The organism is Comamonas resistens, from assembly GCF_030064165.1.
GTDB classification, from domain to species: Bacteria; Pseudomonadota; Gammaproteobacteria; order Burkholderiales; family Burkholderiaceae_C; genus Comamonas; species Comamonas resistens.
This window is the reverse complement of record NZ_CP125947.1, coordinates 3,392,795-3,412,988: the sequence shown is the minus strand read 5'-3', so window position 1 is coordinate 3,412,988 and position 20,194 is coordinate 3,392,795. Positions and strand designations below refer to the sequence as shown.

The 20,194-nt window shown below is 60.5% G+C and carries 14 protein-coding genes, 5 tRNA genes and 1 riboswitch; of the genes, 7 read left to right on the top strand and 12 right to left on the bottom strand.

The genetic code is table 11. The features are described from left to right. Positions 1–4: 4 nt before the first annotated feature. The 3 genes from QMY55_RS15895 to QMY55_RS15885 all read right to left on the bottom strand — a co-directional run bounded on the left by QMY55_RS15895 (position 5) and on the right by QMY55_RS15885 (position 2,601). Positions 5–814, bottom strand: a complete 810-nt coding sequence (locus QMY55_RS15895) for an alpha/beta fold hydrolase (protein WP_283485141.1) — start codon at positions 812–814, stop codon at positions 5–7. Between the two features lie 66 nt (positions 815–880). Next, positions 881–1,303, bottom strand: a complete 423-nt coding sequence (locus tag QMY55_RS15890; protein WP_283485140.1) for a GNAT family acetyltransferase — start codon at positions 1,301–1,303, stop codon at positions 881–883. Continuing rightward, on the bottom strand, positions 1,303–2,601 hold the full coding sequence (locus tag QMY55_RS15885) for an O-acetylhomoserine aminocarboxypropyltransferase (RefSeq protein ID WP_283485139.1): 1,299 nt from the start codon (positions 2,599–2,601) through the stop codon (positions 1,303–1,305). Before QMY55_RS15885 ends, QMY55_RS15890 begins: the two co-directional genes overlap by 1 nt. Before the next feature lie 254 nt (positions 2,602–2,855). Here QMY55_RS15885 and QMY55_RS15880 point away from each other — a divergent pair, with 254 nt between their 5' ends. Together QMY55_RS15880 and QMY55_RS15875 are read left to right on the top strand one after the other, a co-directional pair. Beyond that, positions 2,856–3,311 carry a CBS domain-containing protein gene (locus QMY55_RS15880; protein ID WP_283485138.1) on the top strand — a complete coding sequence of 152 codons (456 nt, stop codon included), beginning with the start codon at positions 2,856–2,858 and terminating at the stop codon, positions 3,309–3,311. Between the two features lie 110 nt (positions 3,312–3,421). After that, positions 3,422–4,849, top strand: coding sequence for a CoA transferase (locus QMY55_RS15875; RefSeq protein WP_283485137.1), 1,428 nt, complete (start codon positions 3,422–3,424; stop codon positions 4,847–4,849). On the opposite strand, the gene QMY55_RS15870 is transcribed toward QMY55_RS15875, so the two are convergent. Continuing rightward, positions 4,829–5,074, bottom strand: a complete 246-nt coding sequence (locus QMY55_RS15870; RefSeq protein ID WP_283485136.1) for a hypothetical protein — start codon at positions 5,072–5,074, stop codon at positions 4,829–4,831. The genes QMY55_RS15875 and QMY55_RS15870 overlap by 21 nt on opposite strands. 107 nt (positions 5,075–5,181) lie before the next feature. On the opposite strand from QMY55_RS15870, the gene aroC reads away from it, so the two are divergent. Beyond that, a complete protein-coding gene (gene aroC / locus QMY55_RS15865; protein ID WP_283485135.1) occupies positions 5,182–6,279 on the top strand; it encodes a chorismate synthase in 1,098 nt (365 codons plus the stop codon). A 162-nt stretch (positions 6,280–6,441) separates the two neighbouring features. After that, positions 6,442–8,268: a bifunctional metallophosphatase/5'-nucleotidase gene (locus tag QMY55_RS15860; protein ID WP_283485134.1), complete on the top strand. Its 1,827-nt coding sequence runs from the start codon at positions 6,442–6,444 to the stop codon at positions 8,266–8,268. A gap of 118 nt (positions 8,269–8,386) precedes the next feature. Here the strand turns inward: QMY55_RS15860 and nrdR are convergent, their stop codons facing one another. The 3 genes from nrdR to QMY55_RS15845 all read right to left on the bottom strand — a co-directional run bounded on the left by nrdR (position 8,387) and on the right by QMY55_RS15845 (position 11,412). Then, positions 8,387–8,872, bottom strand: coding sequence for a transcriptional regulator NrdR (gene nrdR / locus QMY55_RS15855; protein ID WP_283485133.1), 486 nt, complete (start codon positions 8,870–8,872; stop codon positions 8,387–8,389). A 21-nt stretch (positions 8,873–8,893) separates the two neighbouring features. Next, positions 8,894–10,141: a serine hydroxymethyltransferase gene (gene glyA / locus QMY55_RS15850; RefSeq protein ID WP_283485132.1), complete on the bottom strand. Its 1,248-nt coding sequence runs from the start codon at positions 10,139–10,141 to the stop codon at positions 8,894–8,896. A 34-nt stretch (positions 10,142–10,175) separates the two neighbouring features. Continuing rightward, a riboswitch (ZMP/ZTP riboswitch) is annotated at positions 10,176–10,332 on the bottom strand. Between the two features lie 213 nt (positions 10,333–10,545). Next, positions 10,546–11,412 carry a lytic transglycosylase domain-containing protein gene (locus tag QMY55_RS15845; RefSeq protein ID WP_283485131.1) on the bottom strand — a complete coding sequence of 289 codons (867 nt, stop codon included), beginning with the start codon at positions 11,410–11,412 and terminating at the stop codon, positions 10,546–10,548. 116 nt (positions 11,413–11,528) lie between these two features. On the opposite strand from QMY55_RS15845, the gene QMY55_RS15840 reads away from it, so the two are divergent. From QMY55_RS15840 to QMY55_RS15830, 3 genes are all read left to right on the top strand, one after another. Further along, positions 11,529–11,780: a hypothetical protein gene (locus QMY55_RS15840; RefSeq protein ID WP_283485130.1), complete on the top strand. Its 252-nt coding sequence runs from the start codon at positions 11,529–11,531 to the stop codon at positions 11,778–11,780. Between the two features lie 542 nt (positions 11,781–12,322). Beyond that, complete coding sequence (locus QMY55_RS15835; RefSeq protein WP_283485129.1) at positions 12,323–16,192, top strand: DUF748 domain-containing protein; 3,870 nt, start codon at positions 12,323–12,325, stop codon at positions 16,190–16,192. Positions 16,193–16,407: 215 nt separating this feature from the next. Beyond that, a complete protein-coding gene (locus QMY55_RS15830; RefSeq protein WP_283485128.1) occupies positions 16,408–19,071 on the top strand; it encodes a DUF349 domain-containing protein in 2,664 nt (887 codons plus the stop codon). Between the two features lie 133 nt (positions 19,072–19,204). On the opposite strand, the gene QMY55_RS15825 is transcribed toward QMY55_RS15830, so the two are convergent. From QMY55_RS15825 to QMY55_RS15805, 5 genes are all read right to left on the bottom strand, one after another. After that, positions 19,205–19,289, bottom strand: a tRNA-Leu gene (locus QMY55_RS15825). Between the two features lie 143 nt (positions 19,290–19,432). Then, positions 19,433–19,517 (bottom strand) — tRNA-Leu (locus QMY55_RS15820). A 144-nt stretch (positions 19,518–19,661) separates the two neighbouring features. Continuing rightward, positions 19,662–19,746: transfer RNA gene (locus QMY55_RS15815), tRNA-Leu, on the bottom strand. A gap of 142 nt (positions 19,747–19,888) precedes the next feature. Then, a tRNA-Leu gene (locus QMY55_RS15810) sits at positions 19,889–19,973 on the bottom strand. Positions 19,974–20,104: 131 nt separating this feature from the next. Next, positions 20,105–20,189, bottom strand: a tRNA-Leu gene (locus QMY55_RS15805). Positions 20,190–20,194: the final 5 nt, after the last annotated feature.

The window sequence follows — 20,194 nt, the reverse complement described above, 5'->3', positions numbered from 1 at the left end:
TGGCTCATGCCGCCAGAAAATCCCGAATCGCAAACAGCGTCGCGTCCGGTGACTCCGTCATCTGGTTATGGCCGTTGGGAATCACCTGCACCTTCACCGCTTTGCCCGCGCCTTTGGCGGTCTCTATCAAGCCTTTTGCGGCCTTGGGCGGGGTCATCTGGTCTTGCTCGCCCAGCACAAACAGAAGCGGGCAGCTGACCTGGGTCATGGCCGCTTCGCCACCTGCATAGCTGTCGCAGGCCTTGAAGCCCGCATGCAGCAGATTCGTGCCCGTGTTGCTGGCCAGCACGCGGCGGCCCAGGGCCATGCCGGCGCCAAATACCCAGCTGCCTGCACCATTGGGCGGTGCCAGCGTGGCGCGCGAGAAGGTGTTGACCATCTGTATGGCTTTTTCGGGCGTATTCAGCGCCGACTCCAGCAGCGCGGGAGAGACCTTCATGGGAAAGGCCGTGCCCACCAAGACCAGATGGCTGATGCGTTCCCGCAGCCTGGCCGCAGTCTCCATGGCAATCAGGCTGCCCCAGCTATGGCCTATCAGGGCAGCGCTGCGCAATCCGGCCGCATCCATCAGGGCGCCGATGAAGCTCGCGGCCTCTTCGACAGTTTGCGGGGCCTGGCCGCCGCTTCTGCAATGGCCGGGCAAATCGATGGCTAGCACGTTCCAGCCGTGATTGGCCATATAGCGGCTTTGCAGTGCCCAGACGCTGTGATCGCAGAGTACGCCGTGGATGAAAATGGCCGTGGGCTTGGCCGCGTCGAAGGCCTTGCCACCGGTGTAGGCGTAGATATTGGCCTTGTTGACTTCTAAAAACATAGCTGTCTCCGCAGTATGGGTAAGCGTTAGAGGCTGTTTTTTATATAAATAGGCGATGCAAGCGGCTCAAAGATCGGGAATCAGCCGCTTGCCCAGGCTCAGTGTCTGGTCGTCGGCATAGCCCAGTCTTTCGTAGAAGGCGAGCACCGCTTCATTGCCCGCACGCACCTGCAGGTTGAGCTTGGGGCAGCCCAGTTCGCTCAGCGTCTGTTCGGCGCGCTGCATCAGCTGGCGTGCATGGCCTCGGCGCTGATGCGCAGGGTGCACGGCCAGGTAGTTGATCCAGCCGCGGTGGCCGTCATAGCCGACCATGATGCTGGCGATGATCCGGCCATCCGCGTCGCAGCCCAACCAGAACAGGTCGGGCGAGACGCTGAGCTTGCGCGCAATGTCCTTGTGCGGATCGTTCCAGGGGCGGGTCAGCTCGCAGTCCTGCCATAGCTGGACGACGGCCTCTGTGTCTGCCGGCGTGAAGGCTCGAACCTGCATCAGACGGCTTTCTCGGCCGCCTTGAGCGCACGCTTGAGGTCGTCGATCAGGTCGTCGGCGTCTTCCAGTCCGATCGACAGGCGGATCGTTCCCTGGCCTATGCCGGCCTGGGCCAGCGCTTCGTCGCTCATGCGGAAATGCGTGGTGCTGGCGGGATGGATCACCAGCGAGCGGCAGTCGCCTACATTGGCCAGATGGCTGAAGACCTTCAGCGTTTCGATGAACTTCTTGCCCTGGTTGCGGTTGCCGGCAATGTCAAAGCTGAACACCGAACCGGCGCCACGCGGCAGCAGCTTCCTGGCCAGAGCGTGTGAGGGGTGGGTCTCCAGCATGGGGTGGCCCACGCGGCTGACCAGCGGGTGACTGGCGAGGAACTGCACCACTTTTTCGGTGTTGCGTATATGGCGCTCCATGCGCAGCGGCAGAGTCTCTATGCCTTGCAGGATCAACCAGGCGCTGTGCGGGCTCATGCAGGCGCCGAAGTCACGCAGGCCCTCGCGGCGGGCGCGCAGCAGGAAGGCGCCGGTGGTGGACTCCTCGCTGAACACCATGTTGTGAAAGCCGTCATAGGGCTGGGTCAGCTCGGGAAAGCGCCCCGATTTTTCCCAGTCGAAGCTGCCGCCATCGACGACGATGCCGCCGATCACCGTGCCGTGGCCGGACAGGAACTTGGTGGCCGAGTGATAGACGATGTCCGCGCCATGCTCGAAAGGCTTGATCAGCCAGGGCGAAGTCAGCGTCGAATCGACCAGCAGCGGCACGCCGGCTTCGTGGGCGATCTGGCTGACCGTGGGAATGTCCAGCACATCGAGTCCGGGGTTGCCCACGGTTTCGCCGAAGAACAGCTTGGTGTTGGGGCGCACCGCAGCCTTCCAGCCATCGATGTCGCCTGGCTTGACGAAGGTGGTCTCTATGCCGAAGCGCGCCAGCGTGTAGTGCAGCAGGTTTTGCGAGCCGCCATACAGGGCCGTGCTGGCCACGATATGGCTGCCCGCGCCCATCAGCGTGGCAATGGACAGGTGCAGCGCAGCCTGGCCGCTGGCCACGGCAATCGCGCCCACGCCGCCTTCCAGGGCCGAGACGCGTTGCTCAAGCACGGCATTGGTGGGGTTGGAGATGCGGCTGTAGACATGGCCGGGGCGTTCCAGATTGAACAGGCTGGCCGCGTGGTCGCTGGATTCGAAGACGAAGGAGGTCGTCAGATGGATGGGCACGGCGCGTGCGCCGGTGGCGGGGTCGGGCTGGGCGCCTGCATGCAGGCTCAGGGTGTCGAAGCCGGGGTCAGAGTAACCGGGCATGTTGTGTCTCCATGGCTGGTATTGATTGACGCAATGTGTGATCGAGCAGGCAATCAAAGATCAATTTGGTCGAATAGACGATTAAATATGTAGAAATTCATATGTTTCGTCATTGTTTTAGTTTTTCTCAATGCAAGCCATTGTGGGCTATATTTGTGCACGCACCTGCATTCTGTGCAAAGCGATGCCGCATGTGCTGACACATGCAGGACAAAAGCTGCCACAGCGTGCCAAACAGACTTCGGAGAACAGCAATGAAAGTTAGTGACATCCTGCGCGTCAAAGGCAATACCCTGTACACGGTGTCGCCCGACGAAAGCCTGGCCGCGGCGGTGCAGGTGATGTCGGAGAAGGACATCGGCTCGCTGGTCGTGATGGATCACGGCGATGTGGTGGGCATGCTCACCTTCCGCGAAGTGATCCAGGGCTTTGTGAAGACCGGCGGCGTGGAGAACATCTCCGTGCGCGGCGCCATGGACGACGCGCCCATGACCTGCACCATGGAAACCGATATGGACGAGGTGCGCCGCATGATGCTGGATCGCCATGCGCGCTATATGCCCGTGATGGACAAGCGCATGCTGATGGGCGTGATCTCGCTGTATGACGTGGCCAAGGCTGTGGTGGACAGCCAGAATTTTGAAAACCGCATGCTCAAGGCCTATATCCGCGACTGGCCTGAAGGCGAGCGCCAGGGCGCTGCCGACTGAGTGCCCAAACCCTTGGTTCAGAGATCAAACCCCGCCCCACCTGGTTGCGGGGTTTGTTTTTTATAGAGCGAAAATTACCTCTAACGCTTGCCAGTCAGGCGCAATCAGCTATGAATCCCATAGTGGCACCTATGAATGTCCTGCAGGCCTTGTGGAATGGTGCGCGCCTGGATGCCGCAGCACTGCAGAGTGTGCAATTCACGGGCGATGGCTGCCCACAAGGCTTTGCCAGCAGCTTCGCCGTCGTGCCTGCGATTCAGGCTAGCGTGGCCGCTGCTGCACTGGCCTCCACGCAAATCGAGCAACTACGCGAACCGCGACGACAGGCCCAGCAAATCAGCGTGGATGCACGGCATGCTGCTTTCGAGGCCAGCGGCTATTTCGCGCTTGATGGCGTGGTGCCTGACCTGTGGTCGCCCATCTCGGGTCTGTATGCCTGCGGGGCTGGCATAGGTCAGCCGGGCTGGGTGCGCATCCATGCCAATTTTGAGCATCACCGCGATGGTGCGCTGGCGCTGCTGGGTTTGCCGACCGACGCGCAAACGTCGCGCATCGAGGTTCAGCAGGCCCTGCAGCAATGTTCGGCGGCAGACTTTGAAGCCCGCGCCATAGCTGCCGGATTGCCAATAGTGGCGCTGCGCAGCCACGAGCAATGGCTGGAGCAGGGCCAGGAAGCCGAAATCGCCAACCGCCCATTGATCGCTCTGGAGCGCGTGAGCGATGCACCGCCGCTGCCCTGGCCGCAACTGGGCGATGGACAAAGGCCGCTGGCGGGCATCAAGCTGCTGGACTTGACCCGCATCATCGCGGGCCCGGTGGCCGCGCGCACGCTGGCTGCCTATGGTGCCGATGTGCTGATGATTAACGGCCCGCATTTGCCCAATATCGAGGCCATTGCCGAGCTCAGCCGTGGCAAGCGGTCAGCCCAACTGGATTTGCGCGGCGAAGCAGGGCGTGGCGATTTGCAGCAGCTGCTGCGCGAGGCCCATGTCTTCTTGCAGGCTTATAGGCCCGATGCTCTTGCGGCCAAAGGTTTCGGGGCCGAGCAACTGGCACAGCTGCGCCCCGGTATCGTGGTGGCGGAACTTGCTGCATATGGCTGGCAGGGGCCATGGGCCGGGCGGCGCGGGTTTGACTCGCTGGTGCAAACGGCCTCGGGCATCAATGTGGATGAAGGACTGACACGGGGTGATGGCAAACCGCGCGTGCTGCCCGTGCAGGCACTTGACTACGGTGCAGGCTTTTTGCTGGCCTTTGGCATTCAGGCTGCCTTGCTGCGCCAGGCCACAGAAGGCGGCAGCTGGCGTGTGCGCGTCACGCTGGCAGGAGTGGCGTACTGGCTGCGCAGCCTGGGCCGGGTTGCAGTGGAGGCGGGTGACTGGGATCAGCCGCGTGCCGATATGAGTCCCTACCTGGAGACCCTGGACAGTGGCTTTGGTCAATTGCAGGCCGTACGGCATTGCGCTCAGTTCTCGCGCACACCCGCAGCCTGGGAGCATGTGGCCATGCCACCAGGCTCACATCCGGCGCTCTGGTGACGCGGGCGTATTGTCGCGCCGGTTGCGCAGACCTTTGAACAGCAGCCCCACGAAGCACAGCAGGGCGATGCCCAGGCCCACCATCATGCTGATGACGGCCTTGCCATAGCCGCAGGCATACTGGCCTGCGCAGCGCGAGGGGGCGAATTCGTTGAACAGCAGGCCGCCAATACCGCCCACGACGATGGACAGCAAGGCAGAGGCCAGTACAAACAGCAGCTTCATGCCAGCAACTGTAGATGGCTGGGCAAACGGCAGTCAACGCAGTGCAACCCGAATTGCCAGGACCGGCCTGTGCAGGCGGGCTGTCACTTCAACGATAATCTCTGTCCATGAGCGGCAATACCTTTGGCACAATTTTCACGGTTACCAATTTTGGTGAATCCCACGGCCCGGCCATCGGCTGTGTGATTGACGGTTGCCCTCCGGGCATGGAGCTGAGCGAGGCAGACATCCAGTTCGATCTGGATCGCCGCCGCCCCGGCACCAGCAAGTTCGTGACCCAGCGCAACGAACCCGATGCGGTGGAAATCCTCTCCGGCGTCTACGAAGGCAAGACCACGGGTACGCCGATTGCGCTGCTGATCCGCAATACCGACCAGCGTAGCAAGGACTACTCGAACATTGCCCAGAGCTTTCGCCCTGGCCATGCTGACTATGCCTATTTCCAGAAATACGGCATCCGCGACCCGCGCGGCGGCGGCCGCTCTTCGGCACGCCTGACGGCGCCCACGGTGGCCGCGGGTGCCGTGGCCAAGAAGTGGCTCAAGCAAAAGTTCGGCACCGAGTTCCGCGCCTGTATGACCCAGATCGGCGATCTGTCCATAGGCTTCGAGAGCTGGGAGCATGTGCAGAGCAACCCGTTTTTCGCGCCTGTGGCCGATGTGAGCCGCTTCGAGGAATACATGGAGCAGCTGCGCAAGAGCGGCGACTCCTGCGGCGCGGCGCTGCGTGTGAATGCCAGCAACATGCCTGTAGGCCTGGGCCAACCCCTGTATGACCGCCTGGACGCCGACATCGCCTACGCCATGATGGGTCTGAATGCGGTCAAGGCCGTGGAGATCGGCGCAGGCTTTGACAGCGTGACCCAGCGCGGCACCACGCATGGCGATTCGCTGAGCCCCGAGGGTTTCCGCAGCAACAACGCGGGCGGTATCGTGGGCGGCATTAGCACGGGGCAGGATCTGGAAGTGCGTATTGGCATCAAGCCCACCAGCTCCATCATCACACCGCGTGAGTCCATAGACGTGCACGGCCAGAGCACCGAAGTCATCACCAAAGGCCGGCACGACCCCTGCGTGGGCATTCGCGCCGCGCCGATTGCCGAGGCACTGCTGGCGCTGGTGGTCATGGACCACGCACTGCGCCACCGGGCCCAGTGTGGCGATGTGGACTCCGGCCTCAAGCCCATTCCTGCATCGGCGGCCTGACCGGTGCCCTGACCCGGTTCCCTTGGCCGGGACTTGCGCAAACAAGGATGCACAAGGAGCGTTCCCATAGGGAAGATTTCTTGCCTGAACTTGATTTGCGCAAATCGTGTTGACATCAGGCAGACTGCTTTGTGCAGTACAACCTCGGCTCAGGAGAGTTCGATGGTGGTAGCAATTTCTCAAACGATTCAACGCCAGCCCCGCGCCAGCTCGCCAGGCTGGCGTTGTGCTTTGCGTGGCCTGGGCATGGCCTTGCTGGCGCTGGGGCTGAGTTCTTGCGGCGGAGGCAGCGTCGTGCGCCCGGCCAGCATGCAGATCACGCTGTTGGGCTTCAATGACTTTCACGGCAATCTGGAGCCGCCCAAGCAGGCCGTGATTGCGCAGGATGCCCAGGGCCGCAATGTCAGCGTGCCTGCGGGCGGCGCTGCCTATATGGCCCAGGCCATTGCCGAACGTCGAGCAGCCAACCGCCATGTGGCGCTGGTCACGGCTGGGGACATGATTGGAGCCTCACCCATTGTGTCGTCGCTGTTTCTCGATGAGCCGACCATCGAAGCGCTGAATTTGATGAAGGTGGACTTTGCTGCCACCGGCAATCATGAATACGACCAGGGCTATGCAGAGCTGCTGCGCATGCAGGGCGGCGGCTGCGAAAAATTCACGAGCAAACAGCCTTGTCAGCTCAGCAAGCCCTTCAAGGGCGCGGATTTTCAGTATCTGGCGGCCAATACGCTTCGCAACGACGGCCAGCCGCTGTTTCCTGCGATGGGCGTGAAGTTCTTCGAGCAGGATGGTTTGCGCATAGGTGTGGGCTTTATCGGCATGACGCTCAGGAACACACCGCATATGGTGCGTCCCAGCGGGGTCAAGGGCTTGACGTTCACGGGTGAGGCGCTGACCGCCAACGCGCTGATCCCGCAGTTGCGGGCCCAGGGCGCGGATGTCATCGTGGTGCTGATTCATGAGGGCGGGGCCACCACCTCAGGCTTGCAGGACGATAGCTGCAAGGGCCTGTCCGGGGATATCGTGCCCATCCTGGAGCAGCTTTCCAGCGAGGTGGATGTGGTGATCTCCGGCCACACCCATCGCTCCTATCTCTGCGACTACGCCAAGGTGGATGCGCGCAAACCATTTTTGCTGACCAGCGCCGGTTTGTACGGGACCTTGCTGACCGAGGTGCAGCTCACCGTCGATGCCAAGACCCGCCGCGTATCGCACCGCTCTGCACGCCAGAACATTGTGCAGGGCGAGCCGTTTACCGCCAGCTCGGGCCCGGTGGCGCTGCAGCGCGAATTTCCCGTCTATGCGGCCGATGCGGAGGTCGCCCAACTGGTGGCACGCTACAAGGCCGCGGCCCAGCCCTTGGCCGAAGCCAGCGTGGGGCGGCTGGCAGCGGCCGCCAGCCGCGTGCTGCAGGCCAATGGTGAAAGCGTGATGGGTCGCATGGTGGCGGACTCCATACTGGCGGCCACTCAGGACGAGACGGCAGGCGGTGCGCAACTGGCCTTGATGAACTCCGGGGGCGTGCGCGCTGATCTGGTGCCGGCGGCCGACGGCAGCGTGAACTACGGGCAGCTTTTCAGCGTTCAGCCTTTTGGCAACACGCTGATGGTGATGAGTCTGACGGGCGCGCAGCTGCATCAGGCACTGGAGCAGCAGTTCGCCAGCGGCACCAACACCGTCGATGCGCCGCGCATTCTGCAGGTCTCTTCGGGCTTCAGCTATCGCTTTGATCGCAGCCAGCCTGCGGGGCAGCGCGTGAGCGAGATGCGTCTGAATGGGCAGTTGCTAGCTCCTGCCCAGAGCTATCGCGTCGGCATGCAAAGCTATCTGGGCACAGGCGGCGATAACTTCAGTGTCTTCACTGAGGGCAAGGACGTGGTAGGCGGGATGCTGGATCTGGATGCGCTGGTGGCATATATACGCGCACAAAGCCAGCATGGTCCCATGCTGCTACCTTTGCAGGAGCGCATAGCGCGCATTCACTAATGATTTCTGCTGAAAATGAATTCAATACCTAGGCAGGAGTGACGCCAAATGCTCTTGATTTGAGAGCGTTTGCATTGAGGATGAAAAAAGCCACCCTGAAGGTGGCTTTTTTTGTTTCTCACTGGGGAGTCGGCTTGGACTTGGCCCTGGTCTTTGGGGTGCGGACCTCATCCATGATGCTCTTGAAGTCGTCCACATCCTCGAAGCTGCGATACACGCTGGCAAAGCGGATATAGCCGACCTTGTCCAGACCTTTGAGCTCATCCATCACCAGCTCGCCCAGGCGGCTGGAATCGATCTCGCGCTGGCCCAGATTGAGCAAACGGTCTTCGATGCGGTCTATGGCCTCGTCGATGAGTTCGGTGCTCACAGGGCGCTTGCGCAGGGCGATCTGAAAAGACCCCTGCAGCTTGGCGCGTTCGTACTCGATGCGCCTGCCGTCCTTCTTGACGATGGTGGGCAGGCTGACTTCGGGGCGCTCATAGGTGGTGAAGCGCTTGTCGCAGCCGCCACAGCGGCGGCGGCGGCGAATGAAGCCCCCATCCTCGGACTCGCGGGTTTCGACCACTTGCGTGTCCGGATTGCTGCAAAAGGGGCACTTCATGGTCGGGCCGCGCGTCCTGTCTTACTTGCTGTAGACGGGGAACTTGGCCGTCAGCTCAGCCACCTTGGCACGCACGGCGGCCAGGTTGGCTTCGTCTTCGGGCTTGTCCAGCACATCGGCCACGAGGTTGGCGGTGAGGCGGGTCTCTTCCTCGCCGAAACCGCGAGTGGTCATGGCGGGAGTGCCGATGCGGATGCCGCTGGTCACGAAAGGCTTTTCGGGGTCGTTGGGGATGGCGTTCTTGTTCACGGTGATGTGAGCCAGACCCAGGGCCGCTTCGGCAGCCTTGCCCGTGATGCCCTTGGCGCGCAGGTCCACCAGCATGACGTGGCTCTCGGTGCGGCCGGAAACGATACGCAGACCACGCTCGGTCAGGGTCTCGGCGAACACCTTGGCATTCTTGACCACTTGTTCCTGGTAGGCCTTGAACTCGGGGGTCAGGGCTTCCTTGAAAGCCACGGCCTTGCCGGCGATCACGTGCATCAGAGGGCCGCCTTGCAGGCCGGGGAAGATGGCGCTGTTGATGGCCTTCTCGTGCTCGGCCTTCATCAGGATCACGCCGCCACGAGGACCGCGCAGGCTCTTGTGGGTGGTGGTGGTGACCACGTCGGCGTGGGGTACGGGGTTGGGGTACACGCCTGCGGCGATCAGGCCGGCATAGTGGGCCATGTCCACCCAGAAGATGGCGCCGACTTCCTTGGCGATCTTGGCAAAGCGCTCGAAGTCGATGCGCAGGGCATAGGCCGAGGCGCCAGCCACGATGATGCGGGGCTTGTGCTCGCGAGCCAGCTCTTCGAGCTTGTCGTAGTCGATGGCTTCGTCAGCGTTCAGACCATAGGAGACGGCCTTGAACCACTTGCCCGACATATTCAGCGCCATGCCGTGGGTCAGGTGACCGCCTTCGGCCAAGCTCATGCCCAGGATGGTGTCGCCGGGCTTGGCAAAAGCCATCAGCACGGCCTGGTTGGCCTGCGAGCCGGAATTGGGTTGCACGTTGGCAGCTTCGGCGCCAAAGACTTGCTTGATGCGGTCGATGGCCAGCTGTTCGACCACGTCCACATGCTCGCAGCCACCGTAGTAGCGCTTGCCTGGATAGCCTTCGGCGTACTTGTTGGTCAGTTGCGAGCCCTGGGCTTCCATCACGGCGGGCGAGCAGTAGTTCTCGCTGGCGATCAGCTCGATGTGCTCTTGCTGGCGATGGTTTTCAGCCTGGATGGCGGCAAACAGTTCGGGGTCGACTTTCTCGACGGTATCGGTGCGTTGAAACATGGCAGTCCTGTGAACTAGATATTCCCTTGAAGCCAAGGGCTGCCCAGGCGAACGGCTGAAACGCTTGAGGGTTGCAATCGCTGCGACCTTGGGCGGTACGCTCCCCGGTGGTTCACAGACCTTGCAGTCTGCTGGTTTCCACGTCAGCGGCAGCCGGTTGGCAGCGCCTATCGCCAGTTGCGTACATCCGCTAGTGTAGCTGAGCTGACGGAGGGCTGAAGCCGGACGCGGCTTTTCCTGTATTCCGGCGGCACCATGAGAAATGACAACCCACGCTTGCCCATTGGATGTGGCTGCTGCTCATCCGAGTGCTCCTAGGCTGCTCCGGAGTTTCCATCTTGGGGCGGTCCGGCAACAAAAAAAGCTGGCAATGGCCAGCTTGAAATTGATTGGAGGTTCCGAGCTTAGAGCTTGGGGTCGGCCAGAGCCACTTGCTCGGCATGCGACACCGTGGTGGTGGCTGCGGCAGTGGTTGTCGCTGCAGGCTTGGCTGCAGGTGTGCTGGCCTTGGCTGTCATCACGGAGCTGCTGCGCAGGCCAGCGGCCATGCGCAGGCGCTGATGTTCGGCCAGCACCTTGGCCGCATAGCCGCCATCACTTTCCAGATTGGCTGCACCCACGTAGTACTTGAGCCCGCCCTCGATGGAGCCGGCGCGTGCGATGCATTCCTTGAGCACTTTCACGCCGACCTTCAGATTGGTCACGGGGTCAAATGCCGCGTGCTGGCCACCAAAGGTCTCGTACTTGTCGGTGTGAACCTTGGTCATGACCTGCATCAGGCCTTGCGCGCCCACCGAACTTTGAGCAAAGGGGTTGAAGCTCGACTCTATGGCCATGATGGCCAGGATCAGCGTGGGGTCGAGCTGATTGGCCTTGCCCTGGACATAGGCTTCGCTGACCAGTGCCGCGATAGGCTCCGGAGCCACGCGGTACTTCTTGCTGAGCCAGTAGGCCACGGCCGCCTGCTCCTTGGGCAGGTTCTTGGGGTTGACCGCAGTAGCCCGGTCGCTGGCCGCCAGCATCATGCTGGTGGCTTGAGGCTCTTCAATTTCTTCGACTTCTGCAACAGGCGCATGGCGGGCATCAAGCCACTGGCGCAGCTGGGACTCGCCAGCCAGACGCAGATCGGGGCGGGAAATCAAAATCAGGGCCGAGATGGCCACGGCCAAGCCCAGGAGGGCAAAACCGTTGTGGGTAAGAGCAAGAAAACCGTGAGCCGTCTTATGGCCCAACGTTCGCACGGTGGCGATGAATTTTCCTGACGCTGACATAGCTAGTCCTTTCTGGAGGGGTCACCCGAGTGCGGCAGTGCAACCAGCATGGTTGCTGCAGCGAGGACGACAGCCTCGATGAGGTGTTGCTGCGGGCCGATTAAAAGGCGCCTGCCATGTGGGTGTCAGGCGCCATCGGTCTGCTCAGTCGTGAGGCAGCGGAAACAAAAAATGGCTCATTTCGAGCGGTGGCGGATTCTAGAAGTGCGCTAAATAAACAGTCAATACTATTGATTGAAATCAATATTCATTTTGGAAATATTAAAACTGTATGTATGTACAGATTGCTTGCAATGAAGCAGCAGGAAATGATGGCTTCTCGCTGTGTGTACGCTAACTTCGTTAGTTTTGTCATCAAGCCGAAATAAAGTGCAAAAAAGTTGGTAACCCTTTACAAGCACGGTTATAGTGAATCTGCCTGCAAGTCGCAGGTGTATGCCAACGGAAAGGAAAAGCAAACTCTCGCCAGGACTCTGTGTTTCAGATTTTTGGCAGTTGCTCGTTATCTTCGCTGCGGCACTTAAGGGAGCAATCTGTTGCTTCCAGCGGCAAGGACCACACCCTCCTTGATCCGCGAAAAACGGCCTGGTCTGGTACCAGCCGTAAAGCCCGGAAGTCGGCTCTGACCACTTCCGGGCTTTGTCATTTCTGGGCTCAAAATGCCGACGCTTTTTGCCCCTGGTGTTTGTGGATTGTTTGCATTCCCAGGCCCGGTTTGGCCTTGTTTTTGATCAGGAGCGGCGCTGGCTGACGCAGACTTCTCCCAGGAGATGAGAGTGCCCTCTATATATAGAGCAATGCAAGGAGGCGACACGGCTCTGTACGGAGTAAAGTGACATCCTGCTCATCGCCAGTCCAAGCACCCGAAGGCCTAGGGAAGCCTTCGAGTTTCGTTCCAAGAAAAACACATATGTCATTGTTCACATCGAACCGCTGGTTGCGCCGGTTGATCTGGTCTGTTTTGGCCGTCTTGCTGTTATGGCTGCTGCTCTGGGCTATCGTGCCTTCAGTATCCAAAAGTCAACTGGAAAAACAGGCGTCCGCAAAGCTGGGGCGCGGCGTGCATGTGGGCAAGGTGGAATTTGCACCATGGTCCATGGCGGTCACCATTCATGATCTGGTGATTGATAAAGCTATAAAAAAAGTAGCTGATGGCGTAGATCCACAAAGCGCTGAAGGGCAAAAGGATTTGCAGTCTGCCGCCGAGCCGCAACTGGAAATCAAGCGCATTTTTGTCGATGCCAGTGCTCAATCCATCTTCCGTCTGGCACCGGTGCTGGATGCCATCGAGGTCGATGCCCCTGTGGTGCGTCTGACGCAGTACTCGCTGGGCAAGCTGGACATCGACGATGTGATCGCCAAGCTCTCCGAGCACAAGGACGAAGAGCCTTCCAGGCCCATGAATTTCGCGCTCTACAACATCGCTTTGCGCGATGGGCGTGTGGAGCTCAATGATGAGTCCGTGCGGCGCAAGCATGAGCTCAAGGATCTGCAGCTGGGCATTCCTTTCATCAGCAATCTGGAGTCCAAGCGCGAAATCAAGGTCCTGCCGCATCTGGCTTTCGACCTCAATGGCAGCAAGTTCGAGTCCAGCGGCGAGAGCACGCCGTTTGCCGACAGCCGCCAGACGACCATGACGCTCAAGTGGGACCAGATCGACCTCACTCCCTACCTCGGCTATGTGCCGGCCAGTGTGCCTGTCAGGCCCTTGTCCGGTGTGCTTGATACGGATTTGCAGATCAGCTTCGAGCAAAAGGAGCAAGCGGTTGTTGGCGTGAACGGCAAGCTGGAACTGTCTGGTGTGGAACTGCAGGATCGCCAGCATGCCCCTTTGCTGAAGTTCGAGTCGTTGCAGCTGCAGCTGGCCGATGTGCGACCGTTGCAAAACCAGATCACGCTGGAGTCTGTACGTTGGGTCAAGCCCGAGATTTTTGCCAGCCGTGATGCGCAAGGCGTCATCAACTGGCTGGGCTTGGGTGCCTCTGCTCAGGCTGAGCGCGCTGAAGTTGCTGATAAGCCGGTCAAGGCCGAGGGGAATGCCTCGACCGAGGTTCAAAAGCCTGCCCAGGCATTGGCTGTCCATGTGCGCCAGTTCGATGTGGATGAAGCTACGGTCCGTTGGCGGGATGAGGCTACGGGTGCAGCTCCTGCGGCTTTGACTCTGGCGCCTTTGGCCGTGCAGGTCAAGAACGTGCGCTGGCCCATGAGCGAGCCGCTTGATCTGGACTTGAAGGCCCGGTTGCATTCTGGCGAGCAAGCCAAGGAAGAGGGGGCTGCGACTCTGACGGTGGAAGGTCAGGCAACCCCTAAGGACGGCAAGCTTGATATCAAGTTGCAGCAATTGCCGCTGCAGTGGGTGCAACCATATATAGAGGCGCATTTCAAACCTCAGCTCAGTGCCATGCTGCAGGCGGATGCCCGGGTCGGCTGGAGCGAGGCTGGTGTGGTCGCCGAGGTGAAGGAGTTCACCGCAGACAAGCTGCAGGTGCAGGACAAGCAAGCTCCGGTTTCGGTCGATCAGATCAAGCTGGCGGGCGCTCATATAGATGTAGCTCAGCAACTGGTGCAGCTGGAGTCGCTGGAGGTGCAAAAGCCCCAGTTGGCGGCATTGCGTGATGCGCAAGGTCACTGGATGTACGAGCGTTGGCTGCCTCAGGCCAAGGGTGGAAAAAGCACCAAGGCTGCGGCCAAGGCTGGCCAGGAAAAGCCCTGGAATGTGAAGCTTGCAGGACTGGCGGTGGACGGCGGCTCAGTGCGCTTCAGCGATGCGGCTCCTGTGCAAGGACAAAGTGCTCAGCCCGTGGAGCTGGATGTGAGTGCGCTGCGCGTGCGACTGGGGGCATTTGAGCCTTTGGCCGCGAAAGCTGCGCCCAGCCCGCTGGAAGTGTCTGCGCGTTTGGGTGCTGGCCGTCGTGTGAAGGCCGGTAGTATCAATTTCCGTGGTCAGCTGGGGCTGACTCCCCTGTCTGCTCAAGGTCAGCTGCAGGCGCAGGCTGTGCCGCTGCACGCGTTTGAGCCTTATTTCGGGCACAAGCTCAATGTGAACCTCGTGCGTGCGGACGGCAACTTCCGCGGCAAGCTCAACTATCTTGCCCAACCAAGGGGACCGCAGCTCAGCGTGCTTGGTGATGTGGAGCTGACCGATCTGCGTGTGCGCTCCACCCTGGCTGCGCCCGTACGTGAAGAAACCGACAAGCCAGTCACTGCCAAGGGGGCGCTCACAGCGGTGCTCAACGACTCCACTGCAGAGCGTGCCAAGGCCTTGTCGGAGCGCACGGGTCTGGGGCTGGGCGACGATCTGCTGGCCTGGAAGACCCTGGCCGTGCGCGGGCTTGACCTGAATCTGCGCCCGCAGCAACCGCTGCGTGTGAGCGTGCGAGAGACGGCGCTCAGCGATTTCTTTGCTCGTGTCATCGTGCAGCGCAATGGACGTATCAATCTGCAGGACATTTTGAAGACGGAGAAGTCCGAGCAGTCCGTGGCCCAGAACGAGCAGGCCAATGCCCAGGCTGCGGCAGGCGAAAAGCCTGCAGTGGTAAAAGCGCCCGAGCCTGCCAAGGCAGAAGACAGCGGCCCCGCTCCCGTCATCAACGTCGGCCCGATCGTGCTGACGGGGGGCAAGGTGCAGTTTTCCGACTACTTCATTCAGCCCAACTACTCGGCGGATCTGAGTCAGCTCAATGGCCGCTTGAGTGCGTTTTCGTCCCAGCCTCCGCAAGGTCAGGCCGAGCCTCAGATGGCCGATCTGGAAATCAAGGGCAGGGCACAGGGCACGGCGACGCTGGATATCAGTGGCAAGGTCAACCCCCTGGCCAAGCCTCTGGCGCTTGATGTGCGCGCGCAGATGAATGACCTGGAGTTGTCGCCGCTGTCGCCTTACTCCATCAAATACGCGGGCTATGGCATCGAGCGCGGCAAGCTCTATATGGATGTCAACTACAAGGTGCAGCCCGATGGGCAGCTGACAGCATCCAACAAGCTGGTGTTGCGTCAGCTGACCTTTGGTGACAAGGTCGAAGGTGCGCCAGCATCGCTGCCCGTCAAGCTGGCCGTGGCCTTGCTGTCCGACCGCAATGGCGTGATAGATCTGGATGTGCCATTGAGCGGCTCGCTCAATGACCCCCAGTTCCGCCTGGCTCCCATCATCTTCAAGGTGATAGGCAACATCATCATGAAGGCTGTGACGGCGCCGTTTGCGCTGCTGTCAGGCGCTTTCTCGGGTGGTGATGAATCGGGTGCCGTGAACTTTGCGCCAGGTAGTGCCCAGCTCGATGCCAAGGCCAAGGATCAACTGAGCAAGATCGTCAAGGCGCTCAACGACCGTCCTGCGCTCAAGATGACTGTTGCGGGAGAGTCGCGCGAAGCGGAAGACAAGGAAGCGTGGAAGGCTGTGGAGCTCGATCGTCTGCTGCTGGCAGAAAAGCGCCGCAAAAATCTGCGCGAAGGCAAGAACGCCGAAGACATCACCGAGTTCAGCGAGGCCGAGCGGCCTGCATTGCTCAAGGCGGTCTATGGCCGTGCTGACATCAAAAAGCCCCGCAATATGGTCGGAATGGCCAAGGATCTGCCTGCCGATCAGATGAAGGAGCTGCTGGTGGCCAGCATCAAGGTGCCTGATGACGCCATGCGTGAGCTGGCCCTGGCGCGCGGTGTGGCAGTCAGAGACTATCTGGCGACACAGAATCTGCCGCTGGAGCGTCTGTTCCTTGGCGCTCCGAAGCTGGATGTACAGGACAAGGACTGGACTCCGCGCGCCCAACTGAGCCTGTCTGCGCAGTGATCGAAGGTGCGCGCAGCGCACCTTGATTTCGCCTTTTTTGGCTTGTCTTCAAATAAAGGCGAAAATAGCGCTTTGCCCAGGTGCTTTGGCATCTGGTCTTGAGCTTGCGATGCCTGCCCTCAGATGGGTTGGCACGGGCCGGTTGCAGCGATTTCTGCAAAGGCTGACAAGCATTTTTTGACCCCTACATGACCTCTATCTCTCCTAGCAGCACCATGTCTGATGCATCTGAAGTAAGCCCGGCCTCTGCCAAGAATTCTGAGCAACATCCGCTGGATGCGCTGACGGGTGGTGCTTTTTCTGCCGAAACCTCGGGTGATCGCGCCGCGCGCATCCGTGATTGGCTGACCACTCAACCCTCGGTTGAGCAACTCCAGGAAGTCCACAAGGAACTCAATGGCCGCGACAAGAGCGCGGCCCGCGCCGTGCGCGAGCGCCTGGACGAAATCCGCCGTACCGAAAACCAGGAAAAGATTTCCGTGGAATGGGCCGAGAAGGCTCAGACCCTGCTGGCTGCCGTGCCTTTCGACGCTGCTGCAGCTGCGGCCTGGCAGCGTGATGCTGCGAAGGCGGGCGCCGCACTGTCGCGCGAGCCGCTGTCGCAGTTCAAGGTGCAATTGGTCGAGCGTGTGAAGGCCGTGGAAGATCTGCAACACCGCACCCAGGTGCAGCGTGAAGTGGCACTGCTGCTGGCGCAACGCATCGAAGTACTGTCCACCAAGTCCTGGAAGGATGCCAAGGCGGTTCTCGAAGCCCTGGGCGCTGACGTGGCCCGCTGGCAGGAGCAGGCCAAGGATCTGACCGGAGATGCCAGCTGGAGCAGCGTGGACGGTCGTTTCCCTCCTCAATTGGAAGCAGCATCGGCGCAGCTGGCGCTGGTTTGGGAGGCTTTCCAGTCCGCGCTGGCGCAGACCGAAGCTGCTGCTGCAGACGACGCCGCACCTCTACCCACGGTGCCTGTCTGGGCCGATGAAATTCGCGTGGCCCGTGGCCTGCCACCTGAGGCAGCGCCTGTGGAAGCCGTCAAGCCCGCTGCCCGTGCAGCTGCTGCAGGTCGCGGCAAGCCTTCGCCAGAGCAAGTGGAAGCTGCCAAGGCTGCCTTGGGTCAGGCTTTGCAGGCACTGAAGGAAGAAACGGCGGCTGGTAACAGCAAGGCCGGTTCTGCTGCTGTGCAAGCTCTGCGCGCTGCCATCAAGACGCATGGCCGTTTTGTCGAAGAGGCCCTGGTCGCAGAAGTGCACGAAGCCCTGCTGGCTGCGGGTGAAGCCGACGGCTGGCAGCGTCAGAATGCAGACAAGCTGCGTGAAGAGCTGGTGGCCAAGGCCGAAGCTTTGCTCAACCGTCCCGAAGGTCAGGCTCTGGGTGGTCGCAAGATTCAGGAAACCCTGCGCAGCCTGCGCGAGCAGTGGAAGCAAGCCGACCAGGGCGCCATGGCCAACCACGCTCTGTGGAAGAAGTTTGACGAGGCCTGCAACGCTGCCTACAAGGTGGTCGAGTCCTGGCACGACAAGATCCGCCAGGACAGCACGCAGGCCAAGGCCCAGCGCATGGCTCTGATCGAAGAGATCAAGGCCTGGGCTGCAGAGCATTCGGCCAGCCAGGACTGGAAGACCATGCTGCGCGCACTGCGCCAGTTTGGTGAGCGCTGGCGTGAAAGCGGTCATATCGGCGAAAAGCTGTTTGCCGAGCTGCAACCGCTGTTCAAGCAAGCCATGGCTGCTGCCGAGGCTCCTTTGCAGGCTGCGCAAAAAGCCAGCCTGGACCGCCGCCACGCCATGATCGACGAGGCTGTGACGCTGGGTGCGGCTGCCAGCCTGCGCATCGACGCAGTCAAGGCATTGCAGCAGCGCTGGCAGGCCGAGGCGCAAGGCGTGCCCCTCGATCGCAAGCATGAGCAAAAGCTCTGGGATGCTTTCCGCAAGCCGCTGGATGAAGCCTTCAACCGCAAGAGTGTCGATCGCGGCTCGCGCGGTCTGGTCGTGGAGCTGTCCGAGCATGACCGCCGTGTGCTGGAGGCCTCCCAGGCTGTGGAAGTCGCCAACGCAAGCGGCGATGCGCAGAAAATCCGTACCGCGTTGGCCGAGCTGGAAGCTGCCATGAAGGCGCAACCTGTGGCGGAAAAATCTGATGAAAATCAGGCTCAAGCCCAGGAAAATCAAGCGCAAGCTGCTCCTGAAGCAGAAGCGGCTGCTGAGGCTCCTGCAGCCAAACCAGCGCGCCCTGTGGTGGCTGTGCGCGGTGACGACCGCCCCGGTGCGAAGAAGGAAGCTGCTCCTGTGGCTGGTGCTCGTCCTGGTGATCGCAGGGACGGTGGGCGTGGCCGCGATGCAGCGCGTGGAGATCGCGGTGGTCGCGATGGCCGTGATAGCAGTCGTGACATGGGGCGCGGTCGTCGTGAATTTGGCCGTGAAGAGCGTGGTCCGCGTCTGGCAGATCCTGCTTTCCGTGCTCAGCGTGACGCGATGGAGCATGCTCAGGAAGCTTTGCGCAAGCTGGCGGCCCAAGCCCATGGCGAGGCCCTGACCCAGCTCATGGGGGCATGGCAGGCTCGTGATGCAGAGCAGATGCCTTCGGCCCAGCAACTGGGTGGAAAGGTGACGGCACCTGTGCGCTCCTCCTGGAGCAATGCCATTGCTGCAGCTCCCAAGGGTGATGCTGCCGAAGCGCTGCTGCGTCTTGAAATGGCAGCCGATGTGCATACGCCTGCCGACCAGCTGGCAGCCCGTCGTGCATTGCAACTGCAGATGCTGACCCGCCGCAACGATCCATCGCCTCAGCAAACCTGGGGTCAGGATGTGGCCGTCGTGCTGGCAAGCAGCAGCGATGAAGCCTCGGCTCGCCGCCTGCAGTCTGCGCTCAAACAGCTGCTGCGCAAATAAGCGTTCCGGCAAACTAGAAAAGGGAGTCGCAAGACTCCCTTTTTTTGTACCTGGATTGTTCGTATGGAGGCTGAGAGGGTAGATGGGAGAAACGAAAAAGCCGCTGCATTTGCATGCAACGGCTTGTCGTATTTGGTGCCCAGAAGAGGACTCGAACCTCCACGGAGTTACCCGCTAGTACCTGAAACTAGTGCGTCTACCAATTCCGCCACCTGGGCTCTCAGGATGAGATGAATTATATAGCGGCCAACGCAGTGTTCTGGCGAGTTGGGGCAATTTCTGCAAAGTTTTTTGAGAGGCTGAGAGGGGGATGGGAGAAACGAAAAAGCCGCTGCATTTGCATGCAACGGCTTGTCGTATTTGGTGCCCAGAAGAGGACTCGAACCTCCACGGAGTTACCCGCTAGTACCTGAAACTAGTGCGTCTACCAATTCCGCCACCTGGGCTCTCAGGATGGGATGAATTATATAGCGGCCAACGCAGTGTTCTGGCGGGTTGGCGCAATTTTTGCAAAGTTTTTTTGAGGGGTCTAGAGGGTAGTGGGAGAAACGAAAAAGCCGCTGCATTTGCATGCAACGGCTTGTCGTGTTTGGTGCCCAGAAGAGGACTCGAACCTCCACGGAGTTACCCGCTAGTACCTGAAACTAGTGCGTCTACCAATTCCGCCACCTGGGCTCTCAGGATGGGATGAATTATATAGCGGCCAATGCAGTGTTCTGGCGAGTTGGCGCAATTTCTGCAAAGTTTTTGAGAGGCCGAGAGAGTGGCGGGGGAAACGAAAAAGCCGTTGCATTTGCATGCAACGGCTTGTCGTGTTTGGTGCCCAGAAGAGGACTCGAACCTCCACGGAGTTACCCGCTAGTACCTGAAACTAGTGCGTCTACCAATTCCGCCACCTGGGCTTTCAGGGAAGATTTGAATTATAGCGTAAATTCAAACTTCAATTTTCAAGAGATGCCAACAGGGCCAAAACATTCCAATTGTCAGAATGTTTCCCCAGTTCATCGAAACCTTGTTGGGTTGTCGTTAAACTTGGTGCCCAGGAGAGGACTCGAACCTCCACGGAGTTACCCGCTAGTACCTGAAACTAGTGCGTCTACCAATTCCGCCACCTGGGCATCTC

Coding starts and splice junctions, on each gene's coding strand:
- QMY55_RS15895 (WP_283485141.1), bottom strand. CDS start 814: ATGTTTTTAGAAGTCAACAAGGCCAATATCTACGCCTACACCGGTGGC.
- QMY55_RS15890 (WP_283485140.1), bottom strand. CDS start 1,303: ATGCAGGTTCGAGCCTTCACGCCGGCAGACACAGAGGCCGTCGTCCAG.
- QMY55_RS15885 (WP_283485139.1), bottom strand. CDS start 2,601: ATGCCCGGTTACTCTGACCCCGGCTTCGACACCCTGAGCCTGCATGCA.
- QMY55_RS15880 (WP_283485138.1), top strand. CDS start 2,856: ATGAAAGTTAGTGACATCCTGCGCGTCAAAGGCAATACCCTGTACACG.
- QMY55_RS15875 (WP_283485137.1), top strand. CDS start 3,422: ATGAATCCCATAGTGGCACCTATGAATGTCCTGCAGGCCTTGTGGAAT.
- QMY55_RS15870 (WP_283485136.1), bottom strand. CDS start 5,074: ATGAAGCTGCTGTTTGTACTGGCCTCTGCCTTGCTGTCCATCGTCGTG.
- aroC (WP_283485135.1), top strand. CDS start 5,182: ATGAGCGGCAATACCTTTGGCACAATTTTCACGGTTACCAATTTTGGT.
- QMY55_RS15860 (WP_283485134.1), top strand. CDS start 6,442: ATGGTGGTAGCAATTTCTCAAACGATTCAACGCCAGCCCCGCGCCAGC.
- nrdR (WP_283485133.1), bottom strand. CDS start 8,872: ATGAAGTGCCCCTTTTGCAGCAATCCGGACACGCAAGTGGTCGAAACC.
- glyA (WP_283485132.1), bottom strand. CDS start 10,141: ATGTTTCAACGCACCGATACCGTCGAGAAAGTCGACCCCGAACTGTTT.
- QMY55_RS15845 (WP_283485131.1), bottom strand. CDS start 11,412: ATGTCAGCGTCAGGAAAATTCATCGCCACCGTGCGAACGTTGGGCCAT.
- QMY55_RS15840 (WP_283485130.1), top strand. CDS start 11,529: ATGTGGGTGTCAGGCGCCATCGGTCTGCTCAGTCGTGAGGCAGCGGAA.
- QMY55_RS15835 (WP_283485129.1), top strand. CDS start 12,323: ATGTCATTGTTCACATCGAACCGCTGGTTGCGCCGGTTGATCTGGTCT.
- QMY55_RS15830 (WP_283485128.1), top strand. CDS start 16,408: ATGTCTGATGCATCTGAAGTAAGCCCGGCCTCTGCCAAGAATTCTGAG.